Origin of the sequence: Paenibacillus sp. LC231, assembly GCF_001860525.1 — a bacterium.
GTDB lineage: Bacteria > Bacillota > Bacilli > Paenibacillales > Paenibacillaceae > Paenibacillus_AQ.
On the sequence record NZ_JFOM01000015.1, the window covers coordinates 187389 to 208257 of the forward strand.

Below are 20869 nucleotides of genomic sequence, written 5' to 3' on the forward strand. Positions count from 1 at the left end.
ACTGGACAAAGCGAATCATAAACTATGCGCCTCCGTGGGCATGGACCGCTTATATTATAGCTGGTTATGATTGAACTAGTACGAAAGATCGCCCCTAAGTATGAGCGGGTAAGAACGTGCCGCTTTATACTTCGGGGCGATCTTTTTTGATAAAGGACTCTTTTTTGATAAAGGACTCTTTTTAGATGGAGGATAAAGCTTCGGATATGGGAGTATCCCCTGAAATTAAGTCGAAGGAACGACGGAAGGTATTTTCTTCATCCAGTGATAACAGAATTGTTTTCGCTACATCCTCTCGCGGAATCGAACCGCCCCGGATATTCTCCGCAGCGGCGATGTGTCCGGTACCAGGGTTATTCGTAAGTCCTCCTGGACGAATGATGGTGTACGTGAGGCTGCTCTGACGAAGCATGCGATCCGCGTAATGTTTGGCGGCGTAATACGGTTTGATTTCCTCACTCCAATATTCCCGATGATGGGCCCCAATTGCACTCACCATCACAAAGCGCCTAACAGACGCCTGCTCGGCGGCTTCCATCATTTTTACGGCTCCGTCCAGATCGATTAACAGGGTTTTGTCGTATCCGGTAGCTCCGCCCGAGCCGGCAGCGAATACCACCGCCTGGCAATTCTTCGCTGCATCAGCGAGCTCCTCGACCGACCCTTCCAGGTTCGCAAGAACACACTCTATTCCGGCAGCTTGATATGGGGCTGCTTGCTCCTCCTTTCGTACCATTGCTCTTACGGTATAGCCTTCATGGTCTTGCAACAGATGGGTAAGCTGTTTGCCTATTTGGCCGTTGGCACCGACAACGAGAACCTTCATGTGGACAACTCCTTTTGGTAAAAATTCTCTTGAAAGAGTAATCATTGCGATTTTGACATAGACTACGGGATATTTCATGTATCTCCCATATGGACTTTTCTTTATCTCAGGAAAATGATATTATCTTGTTTTCACCAACTCGCACGGATTCGAAACAAAGGCAAAGGAGAAAAGAGAGTTGAGCGGACAGAAGCTACACACGACTTCAGGAAGACAACGCTGGATTTTCCTCATATCGATAATCAGCTTGATCGGATTTGTCACGCTGGCTGCTTTGGTAAAGCGGCAAAGCCTGGCAACGTTTGATTGGGCGATCCTAACAACGGTACAAGCCTGGGAGCATCCGCTTATCACGGATATTGCGATCGGGCTGTCGTTTATAGGTTCCATCGGACCGGTGATTGTGTTATGTCTGATTGTAATCGCCGTGCTATATTGGGTACTGGGGCACCGCATGGAGATTCTTCTCCTTATTGTGGTCGTCTTCGGTTCATCTATTCTGAATTTATTATTAAAATGGGTCTTTCAACGGGCAAGGCCCGACATCCACCGCTTAATTGAAATTACGGGATACAGCTATCCCAGCGGACATTCCATGGCCGCCTTCTCGTTCTACAGCGTGCTCGCTTATTTGTTGTGGAGACATATTGACAGCAGGGCGGGGAGAGGAATATTAATATCCATCTCCGTCATCATGATTCTAGGCATCGGATTAAGCAGGGTCTATCTCGGGGTCCACTATCCAAGCGATATTGTTGGTGGATATCTGGCTGCTTGTGCTTGGCTTGCATTTCTGGTCCGATCTTACGAGAAGAGGATGGGAAAGCGGGCCAATCCGGAAGATGTGAATGAATCAGAAACTGCATAACATTGGAAGCGTAAGGGTAATTCATGTAATAGCGGTTCAAACGGAGGAGTATGTATCATGGTGTGTATCCATAGATGTGAAATTGGGTTAGGTAAGGAGGGCTGTCTGTGGCGTTTGGAGCAAGAATGTTCAAAACCGGCTTAGCCGTAACGCTGGCTCTTTATTTAGCCATGCTGTTTGATTTTAAATCCCCTGTCGTTGCCGCCATAGCAGCGATTTTTGCGATGCAGCCATCCATATACAGGTCGTGGAGATATTTCCTGGACCAGCTGCAGACCAGTACGCTCGGTGCGATTCTGGCGATGCTAGGAGGATACTTTTTATCGAATCAGCCGATTTCCGTCGGTTTGGTATGTATTCTAGTAATTATGATTTGCATGAAGCTGAAAATGGGCGAGACCATCGGACTTACGCTAGTTACGGTTATCTCCGTGATGGAAGCTTCCGGTCAATGGGATTTTGCACTCAATCGCTTTATTCTGACGATTATCGGTATCATATCCGCATTTCTTATCAATATTCTTGTGTTTCCCCCGAAACCCAAGGAACAGTACATCACGCGGATTCATATTGTATTTGGCAAAATGTCGCTGCTGCTGCGCACGGCCATCTCCCACGAAATGAAGGATTCGGTATACCGCGCGGAGAAGAAGGAGCTGGAATCGGCGATCAAATCATTGTCCGATAAATACAATTTGTTTGAGGAAGAGCAGAAGAAGCTGAAGCGGGCGAAGTACAGTCAAGCAAGACAGCTGGTGGTGTATAAACAACTGCTTCAATCCCTTCGTAAAGGGTATGAAGTGCTGGATGCGGTCGAGAACCACTATTTCCAGGCGGAACGATCCGAAGAAATCGACGAGCAGTTTGATCACAATCTGGAGCGGTTAATGAAGTACCATGAGCATATTTTGTGGAAATTCGAAGATAAATTGAAACCGAATGAAGACGAGGCCGAGACCATGGCGGAGAACAATGAAACGTTCATGGAGCAGGTGATGTGCGGACCAGGCGCCAATCCAGGGGGGCTTCGACTGTCGGTGGTGGCCGCCTCCATGTATGATTACGGGTATCAGCTTGACCGGCTGAACCGGGTCGCGGATCAAATCAGCCGTGTCGTGGATGATAAAGAGCAGGAGGAAGCCTTGTTCTCGTGGCTGCGTAAATAAGAGAAGTCATCATGAGGGAGCCGATCAAGATGCCATATTTGATCGGCTGTTTTTTTGCACCAGGATTATAAGGACTCCTCTTGGCAGTGAGCCTTGGGAATGGTAATGTATATAAACGCAAAAAAAACCGCCCCGGTGGGTCGGCTCTCTGAAATTCGATGTTGAATTATGCGGGTTACATTGCTATAATTAGCAATGGTTTGTCATTAAATAACGATGATTTGGTTAGAATATCACAATTGTATTATATCACAGACATATTACGCTGTCAACCAGTATATTAGGGGGATGAACAAATGGCTATCAGCGAACAGGATTGGCAAGAAGAACAGGCACGGGTAACGGAAGTGACAACGAAAATCGGTAATAAAATATCTCAGCTGGAAGCGAGCGTCGGGGATATCCGTGAAGTCGTTATTGATATGCGGAAAGACTTCTGGGACGAAGTAACGGTCAACTTCAGCAACCCGGACGATTTGGGTGAAACATCTACCAACCTGAGGCAGCAGTCGCAGGTGCTGGCGGAACGTGAGCATGCTCATCTGCAATCCAGCAAGCTGCTTAAGAAATATAGAAAACTTGTGGAATCCCCTTACTTCGGACGCATTGATTTTCAGGAGGAAGGAACCGCGGAGACGGACACTATTTATTTGGGAACAGGATCTTTTTTGGATGAACATATGGAGACGTTTCTAGTTTACGATTGGCGGGCTCCGATCTCGAGCTTGTATTATGATGGGGCGCCCGGCCCGGCCCAATACGAAACGCCCTCGGGCACGGTTAAAGGCGAAATGCTGCTTAAGCGCCAATTCGTCATCCATAACGGCGAGATCAAGGTGTTGTTTGATACCGGCGTAACCATTGGAGATGAGCTGCTGCAGCAGGTGCTCAGCCATAGCGCGGATGATCGGATGAAGAGCATCGTAGCTACAATTCAGAAGGAACAGAATGCCGTCATTCGAAACGACAAAACCCGCATGCTGATCGTTCAGGGGGCTGCCGGCAGCGGCAAAACCTCAGCGGCACTGCAGCGGGTAGCTTATCTGTTGTATAAGTATCGGGAGACGCTTCGGGCCGATCAGATGATTCTGTTCTCTCCGAACCCCCTGTTTAATAGTTATGTATCCACGGTGCTTCCGGAGCTTGGCGAGGACAATATGCAGCAGACGACCTTCCAGTCCTATCTGGAACACCGGCTGGGCAAGGAGTTTGAGCTTGAAGATGTGTTTACGCAGACGGAAACCTTACTGAATGCGGACGATTCGCCGCATTACCGTGCGCGACTTGAGAGCATATCCTTTAAATCCTCGGGAGCCTATCTGGATACCATCAGACGATACAAGGAATTGCTGGAGAAGGGCGGGATGCTCTTTAAGCCTGTCGTATTCCAAGGTAAGGTGATCGTCAGCGCCGACGAAATGTCCGCGCAGTTCTATAGTTATGATTCGGCGGTTAAACTCGCTGGCCGGATCGACCTGATGAAAGAGTGGATGCTGAAACGTCTGTCGGAGTTCGCCCAGAGCGAAAAAGACGCCCCGTGGGTGGAGGAGCAGATCCAGCTGCTGGATACGGAAGATTACCAGCGGGCCTTTCAAACGATGAGACGTAAGCAGAACCGGAAGTCGGACACGTTTGACGATTTCGATAAAGAAAGGGATGTCCTTGCCAAAATGGTCATCAGCAATCGGCTCAAGCCGGTTAGACGCTGGATCAAGCGGTTTCGATATGTGGATGTAAAGGGCATGTACCGAAAATTATATACCGATGAATCGCTATTTCGCCGGGCGGCCGGAAATTTGGAGACGCTCCCGGATTATTGGGAGGAGATCTGCAGTCTCACCGTTGCGTCACTGGACAATAAATCGCTGCTGTATGAGGATGCGACTCCGTTCCTCTATCTAAAGGAGCTGCTTCAAGGTTTCCGCACGAACACGTCGATTCGTCATGTGATTGTCGATGAAGTACAGGACTATTCGGGATTTCAGCTGGAATTCCTGAAGCGATTGTTCCCGCGAGCGAAAATGACGGTGCTGGGGGATCTCAATCAAGCGATTTACGCACATGGAGAGGCGATCGGCAATCTGGAAAATCTGGTGAGTCTGTACGGCGAGGAGGATACGGAGGTCATCAATCTGACGCAAAGCTACCGGTCCACGTATGAAATCGTTGATTTCACGCGGCAGATGATACCAGGCGGGGAGCGGATTGTTCCATTTAACCGGAGCGGCGAAGCTCCTCAGGTGGTTGCGGTGAACGATGAAGAACGTCTGCATGAAGCGATAGTCTCTGATATCCTTGAGCTTCATGAACAGGGATTCCAGTACGTGGCGGTGATTTGCCGGACAGAAGAGGAGAGCAGACGTGTACACGAGCAGCTGTCGACAGATATACCTGCGCGATTAATTACCAAAACCACGCCTGCTTTTGAGAAAGGAACGCTTGTCGTTCCTGCCTATCTGGCCAAAGGCGTGGAATTCGACGCGGTGATCATATACAACGGCTCCGAGGATGTGTACCATCGCGAAAGCGACCGCAAGCTGTTCTACACCGCATGTACACGTGCCATGCACAAACTTCATGTATATCATATCGGGGAAAAAAGCCACTTTATACCGGATCAAAACTAAATAATTTAAGGTCTGTCTGCGCAACCATCTCAGGCAGGCCTTTTTTTCATGATGGATATATGAAAACCAAGCATGTTTCATAGAAGAGGAAAAAAACGGAAGTGAAATTAGGAAAGCAGTATGGAACAAGCTTTATACCATAAGGAGGGAGTTATCCAATATTTATCATGATTTGACCGGTGATTAATAATTTTTTTAATTATTTTCGGGAAAAGCGCTTTCTCGACCGCCGAGTCTATTCATTTTTGACATAAATTTGACGAAAAAAGGTTTGGGGGTATATTACTTATCAAAGGTCGGGTGCTTGCGGATGAAGATAAAAACAAAATTAATTCTTTCGTCTACGATTCTTGCAGTGGTTACGTCGGTAATCGTAATTATCGCGTTTATCACTTCGAATATGACGGAGAAGAGGTTCAGCAAGATTATTGAAGTGGATCAGAAGGTCATTTATAACCTGACGCAATTGGAGACCCTATTGTCGGGCGTCTCTAATGATGAACGGGGGTACTTATTGACCGGTGATTCGACCTTTGCAGATTCATTGAAAGCGAAGCAGGAGTCCGTCGCCAAACTCATGGCCGAAACCAAAGGCTTGATGACGGCTGAGGAAGACCGCAACGTTTTTAACGAGATCGAAACCGGGTATGTCATATACACCGAAGCCGTGAATGAGGTGTTAAACAAATTAGGGTATGACACCGGTTTTTACAAGGCTGTGCCGTTCCGGGTATATGAAGCTGCTTTTAACCAGGAGCGCGAAGTGCGCAAGTCCTTCAGTACGCTTATCGCACAATTTACAGTACATAAAAATGAAGCCTTGGCTAAGCAGGCTGATCAGATTGCGGCCAGCAGCCGATTCCAGAATTTGATCATTATGTTGATCGGAGTTGCAGCCGTTGTTTATTTTGCTATTCAAGGATATCTTCTTACCCGTTCGATTCGTCCTTTGAATCGGATGAGCGATCAGCTCTTGAAGATTGCCGAAGGCGGAGGGGACCTGGTTACCCGATTACAGATTAACACGAAAGACGAAATCAGGGATGTAGCTGATGCTTATAATAAATTGGTCGATGGCTTCAGGGAGCTCGTCGTACAGGTGCAGGATACGGCCGGCAAAGTCGGTATCGCAGCTTCGACGCTGCACTCCACAACCGAGGAAATTCGCCAAGCTTCCCATCAAACCTCAGGTATTATGGAAGAGCTGGCGGCCGGGGTAGAGAACCAGCTTCAGGATACCGAGGAAACGACGGCTACGGTAACGGACATGGCGGAAGGAATGAAACACATTGCGCATGCCGCCCAAGACGTCTTTGGCTTGGCAGCAACGACGAACCAACTTGCGGCTGAAGGGGAACAGGCGCTTATCCATACACTGGCTCAAATGGAAGGCATACGCACCAGTGTGGATCAATCCGCTCAATCGGTGCGTGCGCTCGGCGAAAAGGCCTCCAGCATCGGAGCGATGGGTCAGATCATTATCGAAATTGCGGAGCAAACATCACTGCTTGCCTTAAATGCCTCAATTGAGGCCGCTCGGGCGGGCGAGCATGGCCGAGGTTTTGCGGTTGTAGCGGCTGAGGTCCGGAAATTGGCAGATCAGGCATCGAACTCCTCTGTCGAAATCAGACAATTCGTCCATGAACTTCAGCAGGATATTGTTGATCTGGCCGGCGTTATGGAGCAGGGCACCCGCGAAGTGACCGAGGGCATGAATGTGGCACAAGGAGCCGAGAGAGCCTTTAAGGACATTGAGCAATCCGTCGGTGAATTGAATGAGCAAATTCAGAGTGTTACCGTTGCAACAGAGCAGATGAACTCCGGAGCAGGGGAGCTTGTTCACGCCATCCGCCGAATTCAGGAGGTCACGGAGACGACTGCAGGGGGAACTCAAAGCGTCAGTGCCGCCACGGAAGAGCAGCTGGCCTCAATGGAGGAAATTACAAATTCCGTTGAAGATTTGAATGTTATGTCCAGCAAGCTTCGGCAGTTGATGTCCGGCTTTAAAGTATAAATAAGGAAAAAATGTATATGGGAAAAAACGGCCACCTTGCAATCATGCATATTCCGGGGAAAAGAACCTACAATATGGATGACAGATAACGCAAAGGTGGTCTTCTCTCATGGAAAACAAGAAATGGGATCTGGTTGCCCTTGCATCCATACCACTCATCATGACGTTAGGCAATTCCATGCTGATTCCCATTTTGCCGCAGATCTCCAAAGCTCTGGGGATCAGTTCCTTCAAGGTCAGTATGCTTATAACGGTGTATGCTGTTGTAGCCATCTTACTGATCCCGATTGCCGGTTATTTATCGGATCGGTATGGACGAAAGAAGATCATCATCCCTAGCTTGATTATTGCGGCATTAGGCGGAGCTGTCTCGGCTGTGGCTGCCTGGATGCTGAGTGGGACGGCGGCATATTACGTTATTTTGGCAGGACGGTTTCTACAGGGAATTGGTGCTGCCGGGGCATTCCCCATTGTCATTCCGCTTGTCGGCGACATGTTTAAAGAGGAAGAAAAGGTCAGTAAAAGTTTGGGTATTATCGAAACCTCCAATACGTTTGGCAAGGTAGTCAGTCCAATACTGGGCGCCCTGCTCGGGAGTTTTATCTGGTTTTTGCCCTTTATAGCGATTCCGGTTCTATGCCTGATCTCTATCGTGCTTGTCATTTTTCTTGTGAAGACACCCAAGTCGAACAATGACGATAAACAATCCATACGCGAGTTTTTGAAAACAACCAGGCAGGTTTTGCATGAGAAGGGAAGATGGCTGTATGCGATATTCGCCATCGGCGGCATTGCGATGTTTGGCGTGTTCGGCGTGCTTTTCTATTTGTCGGAGACGCTCGAGAGCACTTACAATTTACACGGTGTGGTAAAAGGGCTGGTGCTTGCGATTCCGCTGGCTTTGTTATGTCTGTCTTCCTATTTAGCCGGTAAATTCACGGGCAAAAATAAAGCGGCTAAAAAGTGGACCGGTTTCGCGGGTATGGCCATTTTGACGGCTTCCCTGATTGTCACCGGATTTAGTTCGCAGATTTATTTTGTAGTCGGTATGATGACGCTTGGCGGCATCGGGATCGGGATGGTACTGCCGTGCATGGACACGCTGCTGACGGAAGGTATAGAGAAGGAGCAGCGAGGTACCATTACCTCTCTATACAGCAGTATGCGTTTTATCGGCGTATCGCTCGGACCTCCAGTTGTCTCGCTGCTCCTCGGGGCGAATCATTGGGTGCTGTTCGGCACTTTGGCAGCCGTCGCGGCTGTAGGCAGTCTGCTCACATTATTCGCCGTGAAGCCGGAGGCAAAGGAAGACGATACCGGAGGGAATTCATACCGAGTCGACTTCAAGAAACCCCAGGGCTTGAAAAAGAAAGGTCTTGTCCATAAATAATGGACAAGACCTTTCTCATATCTGATATGGACAGAGAGCATAGTGACATGGAGGAACACCCATCGTCCACTTTGTTTCCTGGTCCATTCCTGGGACGCTTTCGAAGTTCATATGCCGTCGCCTTTTCTAGGCTTCGCTGCTATCTCCGTTATCCTGCAGCGGTGGGTTCGGTATCCTCAAGAGACGTTGCTTTGAAACGTGATCGACCGGTTACCTGCATGATGATATAAATCAGGATTAATATTACAAGCGCAATGGCTGAATAACGGTACATGATCGCGTACGAAGTGGATTTGGCGATGGAACCGAGCGCGATAGAGCCGATAGCGACACCGAAATCCAGAGAGTTAAAGAACATGCCGTTGGCCATGCCGCGCTGCAGCGGATGAACCTCCTGAATCATCCAGGTCTGGATGGATGGCTGCATTGCACCGAAGCCAAGGCCATAACATAATGCCGATAACAGCATAGTTCCCGTCGATGTGGCGAAGGTCAGCAACAACAAACCGGCGACCATTAGAATAGCAGCGGGTATAACCAGTGCCTTGTGTCCATACCGGTCATAGATTCTGCCGGAGAACGGCCGTACCAAAATAATGGCAATGGCATTGAACAAGAAGAAATACTGGGGATTCCGGAGGTGAGCCTCGGCGCCGAATAACGCCATGAAGCTCAACAATCCGCCGTACGTAATGGACATCAAAAAGTTAAGGACGCTGGGCAGAATCAGCTTTTTATTGAATGAACCTTTAGGTTGCTCCTCAACTCGAGGTTGAACCGCTGCGGGGCGCTCCATATTTCGTTTTGCTGATCTTGACGTCAAGACGTAGGCGAGCGGGAAGATAAGTACATTGATTATGACGGTGATGATCACAAGCGGTGTGAACCCCCCGTCTTGCAGAAGCGTCAAGCCGATCATCGGGCCGATCGACATGGCGAGCGTAGTGGATAAACCGAAATATCCCATGCCCTCGCCCAGTCGTTTGATCGGAATGACGTCCGATGCCATCGTAGGAAACGAGGTGCTGGTCATTCCAAAGCCGATGCCAAACAAAACGCGCATCAGCAGAAGAAAGGCAATGCCGGATGCCCAGTAATAGCCGAGCGTGGCTGCCAGTGAGATCAACAGCCCGACGTACAGAAGCAGGCGCAGCTTACCTTTTTCCAGCGCTTTGCTTGACACGAAGCGGGAAGCGATTGCGCTGAAAGCGAACACGCTGGTTATCAGGCTGACCTGCAGCGGGCTTGCCATAAACGCCTCCTTGGCGTATGCGGGCAGCGTGGTCAGCATCATCTGCAGGGTCAGAAACAGAAAAAGGTTGCTGACCATCAAGGTGATGAATTCTTTGGTCCATAATCGTTGTGTTGTATTCATTTCATTCATGTGAAACATCACTCCTGTTTGTCTAAGTTGTGTATGTTGGCATTGATACGCGAGAGTGTGTCCCAGAACATCTCTAATTGATGATCGTCAATGCCTTCGATTAACTGGCTTCCGCATTGACTTTCGATGGTTGTGGTTGCCTCGATCAATTCTTTGCCTGTATCCGTCAAAAAGAGCTGGAAAGCTCTCCGGTCGTTAACCGAAACGGATTTGCGAGTATACCCTTTTTTCTCGAGCAGATCCAAAATACGGGTAGTGGTCGGTTGGTCCTTATCCGCTTTGGCGGCAACTTCCTTTTGATTTAACCCTTCGTGCTCTCCGATGTGGTACAGAACCAGCCATTGCTCGGGAGTGATGTCATAGGGCTTCAAGGCATTGGCAAACAAATGGGATGCGCGGCGATAGGTGTAACCCAGATGAAAACCGATGGAGGGGTTGCGTTTAGGCACTTTCAAGAAACAAGTCACACCTTTCATTTCAAGTCAAAAATAGTTGTCTAAACAATTATATGCCTGACATGCAAATCAGTCAAACCATTCAAAAAATTAATTATCTGCATGACAGGGTTTCGTTAAACGATGTGGAATATGAAAAATGGAATGATAACATAGCTCTAACAATTGCGAGCTATATTTATAGTACAAACCAATATCTCACCACTCAGGAGGAAGTACAAATGTCACAATTGATTAATTTTGCACACCGCGGGTCATCGGCCATATGTCCCGAGAATACGATGGCTGCTTTTGCCAAAGGCTTGGAGCAGGGAGCTACCGGGATTGAAACCGATGTTCAGATGACGAAGGACGGAAGGCTGGTTCTGATCCATGATGAGAGTGTCGCCCGTACCACGGGGGCCGAGGGGCTTGTCAAGGATTATACATACGACGAGCTGGCCAAGCTGGATGCTGGCTCATGGTTTGGAGCGGATTTTCAAGGGGAACGGATACCGCTGCTGGAAGAACTGCTGGAATTAACGAAAAATCACGGCACGATTGTTAACATCGAACTGAAGAACGGATCGATTCAATATCCCGAGCTGGAAAAGCGCGTAATCGAAACCGTAAGACATTACAACATGTCAGAGCAAATCGTCATCTCAAGCTTTAATCATTATTCCCTGGTGGAGTGCAAACATATTGATCCTGAAATACGAACTGGCCTGTTGTATGGCGAAGGCTTATACAAACCGTGGGAGTATGCCAAATTGGCCAAAGCGGATGCTCTGCATGCATACCATCGCGCAGTTCTGCCGGAATGGGTAGAGGAAGCGAAGCAGCATGGCGTAGTCTATCACCCTTGGACCGTCAATGACGAGGAGCAGATGAAAACCTTGATCGATGCCGGCGTGGCGGGCATTATTACGGATTATCCGGATGTACTCAGGGGATTGCTACAAATTAAGGGAGCGTGACTTTGTGAAGAAAACATGGCTGCTGGGCTTTGGCTTTTTCAGCATTAGCATTACCTGGGCGCTGTACAATGCGTTTGTGCCCTATTTTCTGGAGGATTACATATCCAGTGTCGCACTGATCGGTTTCTTTATGACGATCGACAATTACTTTGCCTTGTTCTTGCAGCCATGGATCGGAAGTCGCAGCGACAGGACCCATACCCGGTACGGCAGAAGAATGCCTTATCTGCTCATCGGTATGCCGCTTGGCGCTCTGTTTACCGCAATCATTCCGTTTCACAACGGGATGGCGACATTGATACTGTTTATGGTCCTCATGAACCTGGCCATGAGTCTGTATCGTTCGCCTACCGTTTCATTAATGCCGGATATTACGGAGGAGAAACGCCGCACGAGAGCCAACGGCATCATTAACTTTATGGGCGGCATAGGGTCCATATTGGCTTTTGGCGTGGGCTCGGTACTGTATAGCGCACATCAGTCCCTGCCTTTTATTGCCGCAGCGGGCATAACGCTGGTGTCGTTGTTCATCTTAAGAACGTTTATCCAGGAGAAGCGTGACGCTCCAGGCTATCAGGCTCAGACGGCCGCCAAATCTAAAGTTTTCTTTAAGAGTCAGATCAATCGGACAACGGTGCTGCTCTTGGCGGCGATATTTTTCTGGTTTGTCGCATATCAAGGGGTTGAGACCCTGTTTACTTTGTACGGGAAAAACGAGATGGGGCTAACGGAATCGCAGGCTTCCTTTTCCCTGACGTTTTTTTCGCTCGCCTTTGTTGTGTTCGCCATTCCAAGCGGATGGCTTGGTGGTAAATTCGGCAAGAAACGGATGATTCTGATCGGCGTCAGCGGGCTGTTGGTTGTCTTTGCGCTCGTACCATGGGTTGAATCACTGCTATTGCTTCGCATATTGCTGACCGTTGGCGGATTATTCTGGGCTTGCATCAATATTAATTCCTATCCGTTTATTGTATCTACCGGATCAGAGGACAGCATTGGGACGCGGACGGGAATGTACTATTTGGTATCCTCACTTGCGGCGATCTCGTCACCGCCTCTTCTGGGCAAGCTCATTGACGGCATGGGGTATTCGATTCTGTTTTATTGCGCCGCAGGCAGCATGCTGCTCGCGCTGATCTGCGTGCTCATGATCCGGCATCAGGAAACGGAAAGCCCTGCAAACTCGCAGACCGCTTCCGCCAGCTTGTCCTAGCCGATTTGATTTTTTGATAACCGAAGGTTCGGCTCCTGCCAGTCAGTGTGTACGGAATAACATTGACGAGAGCTTGCCGGCACAGGTAGAATCTAATATCAGATAGATTTGAATTAGAAAATGCCGGCAAAGGTGCAGGAGCTGATTCCAAGGTTGACAACGATTTATGATATTGCCAAAAAAACAGGCTATTCGCCTACGACGGTGTCGAAAGTCTTCAACAACTATCCGGATGTCCGGGAGAAGACGAGAGCCAAGATTCTGGCAACCGCGAAGGAAATGGGCTATCTTCCAAACGCAAACGCCAGATCGCTTACGACGAAACGATCCTGGACCATTGGCATTCTCTTTGTGGAAGCTACGGGAGCAGGGATTCGTCACCCCTATTTCGGAGCCGTCATCGAAAGTTTTAAGAAAATTGCGGTATCCAAAGGGTATGATCTGATGTTCATCTCCAAGGATGTCGGCGGCCGAAGAAGCAGTTATGTGGAGCATTGCAAAATCCGGGGCGTCGATGGCGTGGTCGTCATTCTGTCGAGCAGCGAGGACCCCGATTTCCAGGAGCTGCTGGATAGCGGCATACCGTGCGTCATTCTGGATTCGTCACCGGGGCAGGTGCATTCGGTTTACTCCGATAACATCGGAGGCAGCATGCAGGCACTTCGGTATTTGCACTCGCTTGGACATCGTTGCATTGCCCATATATCGGGCGGATTGAATACGTTTGCAGGCGAGCAGCGTCAACAGGGCTATGAGCAAGCCCTTCGGGAGCTTGATCTGGACCTAAGGGAAGAGTACATAACCAGCAGCGATTTTTTCTCCACCGAGAGCGGATATGAAGCCATGAAGAGGCTGCTGGGGCTTAGAGAGAGACCGACAGCTGTTTATGCCGCTGGAGATCTGCTTGCGCTTGGAGCTATTCGTGCCGTGCAGGATCATGGCTTGAATGTACCGGGAGATGTGTCCATCATCGGTTTTGATGATATTGAAATGTCCCGTTATATTACCCCTGCGTTAACGACCATACGCCAGGATACGGAGCAGTTGGGCACCGTTGCGGCGGAGATCCTTCTTACTTCGATCGAAGAACAAGACGCAACAGTACAGTCGGTTATGCTGCCGGTTCAATTGATTATCCGGGAATCCTGCCGCCCGGTCACCTAGGTGAAATATAAAGGCAGGACTCATTTTTGCCACTTTTCGAAACCGGTTTCGAAAAGTGGCAAACTCTGAATTTTGAATCCAAGTATGAACCCATTTAAGGAGGATCTGAGCATGTCAAATTATCGTTTTGAGAAGGATACCTTTGTGATCGAGCAGTATGATCTCGCCAAACCGTTTTCCAGCTTCCTGCCGGGGATTGCAGGCTTGAAGGGGATACCGATGTGGACCTTTTATGTGAATCGGGGTCAGGGGATATGCAGCTTCGGCATACGCGACAAGAACTCGCCGATCATGGAATTTTCCCCGGCGAATATCTCGTATAAGAATGTGTCGACAACCGGCTTCCGTACGTTTATCAAGATGGCGGGGACACCGGCAGTCTATGAGCCGGTCTATGAGCCGTTCCAATCCTTTCAGCCGGATTCCAAAGCGAAGAGAACGATGTTGATCCGTCAGAATGAGCTGGTCATTGAGGAGGAGCATGCCGGTAACGGATTTCGCACGTCGGTGTCGTATTTTCAGCTGCCCGGTGAAGATTTTGCCGCCCTTGTCCGCGAAGTCAGCGTAACGAACATCGGAGCTCAGCCTGTATCGCTTGAACTGCTGGACGGCATGCCGGAGATTCTGCCTTACGGTGTCGAGAATAGCGGGTACAAGGAGGTCGGCAATCTCCTTCGAAGCTGGATGGAAGTGGAGAACCTTGAACGGGGGATCCCGTTCTATAAAGTTCGCTCCAGTACGCACGATGAGGCTGAAGTCAGCGAAGTTACGAGCGGTCACTTCTATCTGTCGTTTGATCAGCACGGGAAGTTGATTCAACCCCTTGTAGACTTTGATCTGATCTTTGGCGGAAACACTTCATTAATCCATCCTGATCGATTTGCCGTGAGCTCGGTGGAAGCTTTGATGAACGCCACGCCGTATGCCGTGAACAAAGTGCCCTGCGGATTCAGCGGGCTGTCGGCTACTCTTGAGCCTGGGGAGTCGGCGACCGTGTATACGCTGGTAGGCCATGTGAACGATATCGGCAAAATCAATAAGCGCTCCAAAGATTTGTGTTCACCTGCCTATATCCTCCGTAAACGCGAGGAGGCCTCGGCGTTGACACGGGAATTAACCGAGGATGTTGCAACCAAAACGGGATCACCACTATTTGATGAATATAGCCGTCAGTCCTATCTGGACAATTTTCTGCGGGGCGGATATCCGTTCCTGTTCGATAACGGGAAGGAAGGGGCCGTTGTCCATCTATACTCCCGCAAGCATGGGGATCTGGAGCGGGATTATAACTTCTTTTCTCTTGCGCCGGAGTACTATTCACAGGGGAACGGCAATTTCCGGGATATGAATCAGAACCGCCGAAATGACGTGTTTTTCCACCCGAAGGTAGGTACATTCAACATCCGGATGTTCTTCAGTCTCATTCAAGCCGACGGATATAACCCGCTTAGCGTCGAGGGAACGAAATTCCGCGTGAGTGAAGGGAAGAAAGGGGAATTGGAGAAACTGCTGCGGGCCTCCGCGGCTCAGGAAGATTATGAGAAGCTGGCCAAAGCATGCGCCGGGGATTATACGCCGGGTAACATCATCAACGCGATTTCGGATCAAGGCATCAGGCTGGAGATCAGCGAGGAACGGTTCTTGTCCGGGCTGTTGGCGATATCCGATCAACATTTTGCCGCTTCGTTCGGCGAAGGGTTCTGGTCGGATCATTGGACTTATAATATGGATCTGGTTGATACCTACTTGGATATTTATCCCGACCGTTATGAGGAACTGTTGTTTGGCGAGAATGCGTATACGTTCTTTGACAGCCCGGTGTACGTCCTTCCGCGGAGTGAGAAGGTTGTGATCAGCCGGGGCAAGGTACGGCAATATGGTGCGCTGTTGGAGGACGAGGAGAAACTGAACAAGTTCGGCAGAAAAAGGAACGCTGCGGAATGGCTGCGGGTCGATGGCGGACTAGGCGGCATTTACCGCACAAATCTGTTTGTCAAAATGATCTCATTATCCCTCAATAAAATGGCAACACTCGACCCTTACGGGATGGGGGTAGAGATGGAGGCGAACAAGCCGGGCTGGAATGACGCGATGAATGGTTTGCCGGGCCTTTTTGGGTCGGGCATGAGCGAAACAATGGAATTGAAGCGGATGGTCGCATTTATCGTGGATGCGGCCGAGCGGTTCGGCCATCAAGTGATTCAGGTACCGGAGGAGATTGCGTCTTACTTAGAGAGCGTATACGAAGCCGTACAGCTATATCAGTCCGGCTCACTGGACTCATTCGGTTATTGGGACTTGGTAGCGGGGCAGCGTGAATCCTACCGTGCATTGGTTCGGTACGGGATCAGCGGCCGGGAGGTTGAAATTTCGGTGAGGAACGTGAGGAGCATGTACGAAGCCTTTCTGGATAAAATCGAAGAAGGTATCCAGCGTGCCGAGCAGATGGGTGGCGGAATCGTGCCAACGTATTTCCGTTTTGAAGCCGAGCGATTTGAAGAGGTTCGGGATGCAGCGGGAAAGCCGGTGATCACCCGCTATGGTTTGCCCGCCGCAAAAGTGCTTGAATTCAAGGCGTATGCTCTCCCGCATTTTCTGGAGGCACCGGCTCGCGGCATGAAGCTTGCCGATGAAGGCCGGGCGAGAACGATGTATGACCGGATCAAGGCATCCGATCTGTATGATTCCGTGCTCGGAATGTATAAAACGTCCGTCAGCCTGGAGGGAGAAACCGATGAAATCGGACGCATCCGTGCATTTACAGCCGGCTGGCTGGAGCGGGAATCCGTATTTTTGCATATGACCTATAAATACTTGCTTTCATTATTAATAGCCGGATTGTATGACGAGTTTTTCTCGGAAATCAAAACCTCCCTCATCCCTTTTCTGGACCCGGCTGTTTATGGGCGCAGCACGCTGGAGAACTCCTCGTTTATTGCCAGCAGCGTGAATCCGGATCCCCACGTGCATGGACGAGGTTTCGTGGCAAGGCTGAGCGGATCGACGGCCGAATTCCTAAGCATGTGGATTACGATGATGGCAGGAAAAAAGGTATTCCGATACGAAGGCAGCCAGCTGCAGCTTCATCTGAACCCCGTTCTTCCAGCGTGGCTGTTTGACGAGAATCAAGAAGTGTCCTTCACCTTCCTTGGGGCTGTCAAGGTGACGTATCGCAGCGAGCGCGCAGCCAATACGTATGGTCAGGACGGCGTTACGATTCAGCGTTTAACTCTCACCACGGTGGGAGGGGATTCGATCGAGGTCGATGGACCTCTTATTACAGGTGAGTTGGCCCATGAAGTTCGTAACGGGAACATCCGGGCCATTCATGCTGTGCTGAAATAGAGGGAAACGAAAGCCAACCAGGCCGCCCGAGATGAATCGGGTGGCCTATTCACTGTTATTTGAAGTTCTGTTTATTCATGAGGAGGCTTTTTGTTATTGCTTGACATGGCTGAGCCAAACGTAATGCCAATAGCAGCACCGATCGCTATGCCGATAGCGACATTATCCATGGCAACACCAATGGCTACCCCGACGCCGACCCCCATGCTTATCCCGAGGGCCATGTTGTTCTTTTTCTTTTCCATACGACCGTCACCTCTATCTGTATCAGTTGATCCCAACAAGCGTCCTTCCTACTCAAGCTGCTATTGTTTATATTATAGAGGATATTGGACGTGGATGCCGGATATCCGCTGCTTCATGTTTTCTTCGCTTGCAAGTCCCAGTGTTGCAACCCATAATAGATATATCGATTTGAAATACATATGAATTCAACGTCTTCGAGTGCGAGGAGGGGGTTGTCATGCAGTGGATCGCCATGCTGACGATGCTGATTGATCATGTAGGGCTTGTGTTTTTTCCGCATCAGGAGATTTGGAGAATCATCGGCCGCATTGCTTTCCCAATCTACGTCTATGCTCTCGTTCAGGGGCACCGCTACACTTCTTCGAGACCCAAGTATATCATTCGGCTGGCCGTTATTGCGGTGATCTCCCAAATTCCCTATCAGCTTGCGCTGGATCCTGAAGGGTTGAATGTGGTCATTACCCTGGTTGCTGGAGCCATTGTTTTATATGTGCTGGAACGCTCGGATTCCCAGCTGTTATCGTGGATGGTTGTTGTTGCCGCCTGTGCCCTAATGAGTGAATTTCCGTTTGATTACGGAGCTTACGGACTGCTGTTGATTTTGATTTTCCGATATGCCCAGGCCAGCTGGCTTGTTCCGCTTCATATGGTGTTAAACCTGTTATTCTGGTTCCTTAATAACTGGGAGCTGCAGATGTGGAGCGTCATCCCGACGGCTGTGATAGCTTATGGCCCGCATGTATGGAGGAAACTGGAGTCTATCCGGGTGAGTCGCTGGGTATGGCGTTCATTTTATCCTCTGCATTTACTGATTATTGCGTTATTACGGGTGATTGTATAGAGATGCACTCTTTAGGTTAGCGCTTGATGGATTGATTATATACAAGGAGAGACATACATGTTGAATATCGCACTGGCTGCCTGCATCCTATTGTTCGCAGCGGCGGGTTACATCGCATTCATGAATTCCAAATTAATTGCGGATAAAAAACGGGAAGCATACATTCCTCCGCCTGCTTCGGAATATACCGTTTATATGACGCCTCAGTTCACGGAGGAGGACAAAAGATCGATGAGTCCGATCGGCGTCATGGAATTTCGCGATCCGCAAGGGATGATGAAGGTATATCTTTGCCGGGTCAGGAATGCATCCGAGGATTTGAAGCTGGAGCAAGCCGGCAATGTGTTTCTTCATCATTTGACGAAGGCCAGGGACACCGGCAGCCTGATGTTCTACCGTACGGTGGAGGAAGCGCTGCAAGGGCCGGAAGAGAAGAGTTTGACCGACCGACTGTCTGCAGCTGCCAAAAAAAAGCCGAGAACAGAATAGGCAAACAGGGTCAATCCACCCACTAGCGGGGTAATAAAGAAATAAAAGACCGAAAGGAGATTTTCCGAAATGAAAACATTTAAAATCGGAAGGACATCGGTCTCCGTCTTTATAGGCGATATTACGACATGGACGGGCGACATTATCGTCAATGCTGCAAATTCGGGACTGCTGGGTGGAAAAGGCGTGGACGGCGCAATTCATAGCGCCGGCGGGCCGGAAATCATGGAGCAGTGCATGGAAATTCGCAAGCAGCAAGGCGGCTGCCCGCCAGGCAATGCCGTGATTACCGGTGCAGGCCGGCTGCCTGCCCAGCATATCATCCATACGGTCGGCCCGATCTGGGAGGGCGGCGGACGGCGTGAGGAGCATACGCTGGCGGAATGCTACCGCAATAGTCTCCTGCTTGCAATCGAGGTGGGTGCCAGAAGCATCGCCTTTCCTAATATAAGCACGGGTATCTATGAGTATCCTAAGGCTCCGGCATGTGACGTTGCGTTAAAGGCGGTTACGGAGCTGCTTGAAGAGGATCTGCCGGATAACCGTCTGGATCGGATTGACTTCGTTTGTTTTTCTCCTGATAATGAAGAGCTTTATATCCATTGGCTTGAGCAGTACACACAGGAGAAGGAGGCGCAAGTTTAAAATAAACCCCACAAAGTGGAGCCTATGCTTCGATGCTTATTCCAAATACTTTGCGGGGACCCTAAAAACAAACCTCTATCGAGGCCTTTTAAGAATGAGCAACCGCGGTTCAAAGGTAGGTTTTCTGGCGACTATAGAATGGTTCAGCTCCGCTGAAAAATTATAAATTTTGTAATCTTAATGAAAATCAGGGGCGCAGTTAGCGCCCCTGACGTTTTGTCAGTCGACTTTTACATATGATAGGAACCGCTTGGCTCAAACAGCACCCATTCCAGCATCGTGATCATATCGTCGAGACGGGTTTCCTGATTGAGAAGGGAGGCTCGCTCCGGACTGTTCTCCTCGAGAGCAGTCAAGCGAGTTTGCAGCATTTTCTTCTGCATCGTAAGTTCATTGATCTTGGATTTGATTTGGTTTTCGGTTCGCATAAGTATAATCCTTTCGTTTGTATGAAATCCATCTGTTTACCCCATATTATAGCATTTGATTCAGCTTAAGACGAGGGAGCGGATTCACATGGAAAGTGAATATAATATGAAGAAAATAGCGGCGGAGCATGCCGCCAAGTATGTCCAGGATGGGATGAAGATTGGACTGGGCACTGGCTCAACCGCTTATTACGCGATTCTCAAAATCGGCGAGATGGTCCGATCCGGACTCTCGATTCAGGCCGTGGCTACCTCTGAAGCATCGGAGAAGCTGGCGATGGAACAAGGGATATCCTTGACGCCGATCCATCAGATCGATCGCTTGGATCTGACGATTGACGGGGCAGATGAGCTGGATGACCAGCTCCGTTTAATCAAGGGAGGGGGCGGAGCGCTTCTCCGCGAGAAGATCACGGCTTTTCACAGTGAACGGCTCGTGATTGTAGCGGATGAAGCGAAAGCCGTAGCTCAACTCGGCGCTTTCCCGCTGCCGGTTGAGATTGTCCCTTTTGCTTTTGAGTGGACGGTTCGATCACTAGCCCAGCTTGGTTGTTCTGTGGAGATCCGCCGTAAGCAAGATGAGGGGGTTTATGTTACGGATAACGGGAATTATATTGCTGATTGCCGGTTTCAGCATATTGCCCGTCCTGAAGAATTGAGCTCTCGGCTAGGCGCCATTCCTGGCGTGGTTGAACATGGGCTGTTTATCGGTATGGCCGACCAAGCGATCATCGGCTGCCAGGATGGAACGGTACGGATATTGCATTCCGGGAGCATAGAAGCAAAGAATACATTTGACAGTTGATCCG

The 20869-nt window shown here is 49.5% G+C and carries 18 protein-coding genes; 13 read left to right on the forward strand and 5 right to left on the reverse strand.

The genetic code is table 11. The annotated features are described in order from the left end of the window. Positions 1-181: 181 nt before the first annotated feature. Positions 182-826 carry an SDR family oxidoreductase gene (locus AK95_RS10980; protein ID WP_071220009.1) on the reverse strand — a complete coding sequence of 215 codons (645 nt, stop codon included), beginning with the start codon at positions 824-826 and terminating at the stop codon, positions 182-184. A 178-nt stretch (positions 827-1004) separates the two neighbouring features. On the opposite strand from AK95_RS10980, the gene AK95_RS10985 reads away from it, so the two are divergent. The 5 genes from AK95_RS10985 to bcbE all read left to right on the forward strand — a co-directional run bounded on the left by AK95_RS10985 (position 1005) and on the right by bcbE (position 8891). Further along, on the forward strand, positions 1005-1694 hold the full coding sequence (locus AK95_RS10985; RefSeq protein ID WP_071220010.1) for a phosphatase PAP2 family protein: 690 nt from the start codon (positions 1005-1007) through the stop codon (positions 1692-1694). Between the two features lie 107 nt (positions 1695-1801). After that, entirely contained in the window at positions 1802-2860 is a 1059-nt protein-coding gene (locus AK95_RS10990) for an FUSC family protein (protein ID WP_071220011.1), read from the forward strand. Positions 2861-3156: 296 nt separating this feature from the next. Continuing rightward, complete coding sequence (helD, locus tag AK95_RS10995) at positions 3157-5487, forward strand: RNA polymerase recycling motor HelD (protein ID WP_071220012.1); 2331 nt, start codon at positions 3157-3159, stop codon at positions 5485-5487. A 310-nt stretch (positions 5488-5797) separates the two neighbouring features. Continuing rightward, positions 5798-7501 (forward strand): methyl-accepting chemotaxis protein, encoded by a 1704-nt coding sequence (locus AK95_RS11000; RefSeq protein WP_071220013.1) that lies wholly within the window; start codon positions 5798-5800, stop codon positions 7499-7501. Positions 7502-7586: 85 nt separating this feature from the next. Then, a complete protein-coding gene (gene bcbE, locus AK95_RS11005; protein WP_343225162.1) occupies positions 7587-8891 on the forward strand; it encodes a bacillibactin exporter BcbE in 1305 nt (434 codons plus the stop codon). A 148-nt stretch (positions 8892-9039) separates the two neighbouring features. Here the strand turns inward: bcbE and AK95_RS11010 are convergent, their stop codons facing one another. Beyond that, the gene (locus AK95_RS11010) at positions 9040-10275 is read right to left on the reverse strand and encodes an MFS transporter (RefSeq protein ID WP_071220015.1); all 1236 of its coding nucleotides are present in this window, start codon (positions 10273-10275) and stop codon (positions 9040-9042) included. A gap of 8 nt (positions 10276-10283) precedes the next feature. Continuing rightward, entirely contained in the window at positions 10284-10724 is a 441-nt protein-coding gene (locus AK95_RS11015; RefSeq protein WP_308116327.1) for a MarR family winged helix-turn-helix transcriptional regulator, read from the reverse strand. Between the two features lie 227 nt (positions 10725-10951). Here AK95_RS11015 and AK95_RS11020 point away from each other — a divergent pair, with 227 nt between their 5' ends. The 4 genes from AK95_RS11020 to AK95_RS11035 all read left to right on the forward strand — a co-directional run bounded on the left by AK95_RS11020 (position 10952) and on the right by AK95_RS11035 (position 17411). Beyond that, the gene (locus AK95_RS11020) at positions 10952-11689 is read left to right on the forward strand and encodes a glycerophosphodiester phosphodiesterase (protein ID WP_071220016.1); all 738 of its coding nucleotides are present in this window, start codon (positions 10952-10954) and stop codon (positions 11687-11689) included. Between the two features lie 4 nt (positions 11690-11693). Further along, positions 11694-12902 (forward strand): SLC45 family MFS transporter, encoded by a 1209-nt coding sequence (locus tag AK95_RS11025; protein ID WP_071220017.1) that lies wholly within the window; start codon positions 11694-11696, stop codon positions 12900-12902. A 153-nt stretch (positions 12903-13055) separates the two neighbouring features. Beyond that, positions 13056-14066, forward strand: a complete 1011-nt coding sequence (locus AK95_RS11030) for a LacI family DNA-binding transcriptional regulator (RefSeq protein ID WP_071220473.1) — start codon at positions 13056-13058, stop codon at positions 14064-14066. Positions 14067-14177: 111 nt separating this feature from the next. Then, positions 14178-17411: a cellobiose phosphorylase gene (locus AK95_RS11035; protein WP_071220018.1), complete on the forward strand. Its 3234-nt coding sequence runs from the start codon at positions 14178-14180 to the stop codon at positions 17409-17411. 71 nt (positions 17412-17482) lie between these two features. On the opposite strand, the gene AK95_RS34480 is transcribed toward AK95_RS11035, so the two are convergent. After that, entirely contained in the window at positions 17483-17656 is a 174-nt protein-coding gene (locus AK95_RS34480) for a glycine zipper domain-containing protein (protein ID WP_201259374.1), read from the reverse strand. Positions 17657-17874: 218 nt separating this feature from the next. Between AK95_RS34480 and AK95_RS11045 the strand changes: the two genes are divergently transcribed. From AK95_RS11045 to AK95_RS11055, 3 genes are all read left to right on the forward strand, one after another. Then, positions 17875-18498 (forward strand): TraX family protein, encoded by a 624-nt coding sequence (locus AK95_RS11045; protein ID WP_071220020.1) that lies wholly within the window; start codon positions 17875-17877, stop codon positions 18496-18498. Positions 18499-18555: 57 nt separating this feature from the next. Further along, complete coding sequence (locus AK95_RS11050) at positions 18556-18987, forward strand: hypothetical protein (protein WP_071220021.1); 432 nt, start codon at positions 18556-18558, stop codon at positions 18985-18987. A gap of 69 nt (positions 18988-19056) precedes the next feature. Then, positions 19057-19632: a macro domain-containing protein gene (locus tag AK95_RS11055; protein ID WP_071220022.1), complete on the forward strand. Its 576-nt coding sequence runs from the start codon at positions 19057-19059 to the stop codon at positions 19630-19632. A 230-nt stretch (positions 19633-19862) separates the two neighbouring features. Here the strand turns inward: AK95_RS11055 and AK95_RS11060 are convergent, their stop codons facing one another. Beyond that, on the reverse strand, positions 19863-20060 hold the full coding sequence (locus tag AK95_RS11060; protein WP_071220023.1) for a hypothetical protein: 198 nt from the start codon (positions 20058-20060) through the stop codon (positions 19863-19865). An 88-nt stretch (positions 20061-20148) separates the two neighbouring features. On the opposite strand from AK95_RS11060, the gene rpiA reads away from it, so the two are divergent. Next, positions 20149-20865: a ribose-5-phosphate isomerase RpiA gene (gene rpiA, locus AK95_RS11065; protein ID WP_071220024.1), complete on the forward strand. Its 717-nt coding sequence runs from the start codon at positions 20149-20151 to the stop codon at positions 20863-20865. Positions 20866-20869: the final 4 nt, after the last annotated feature.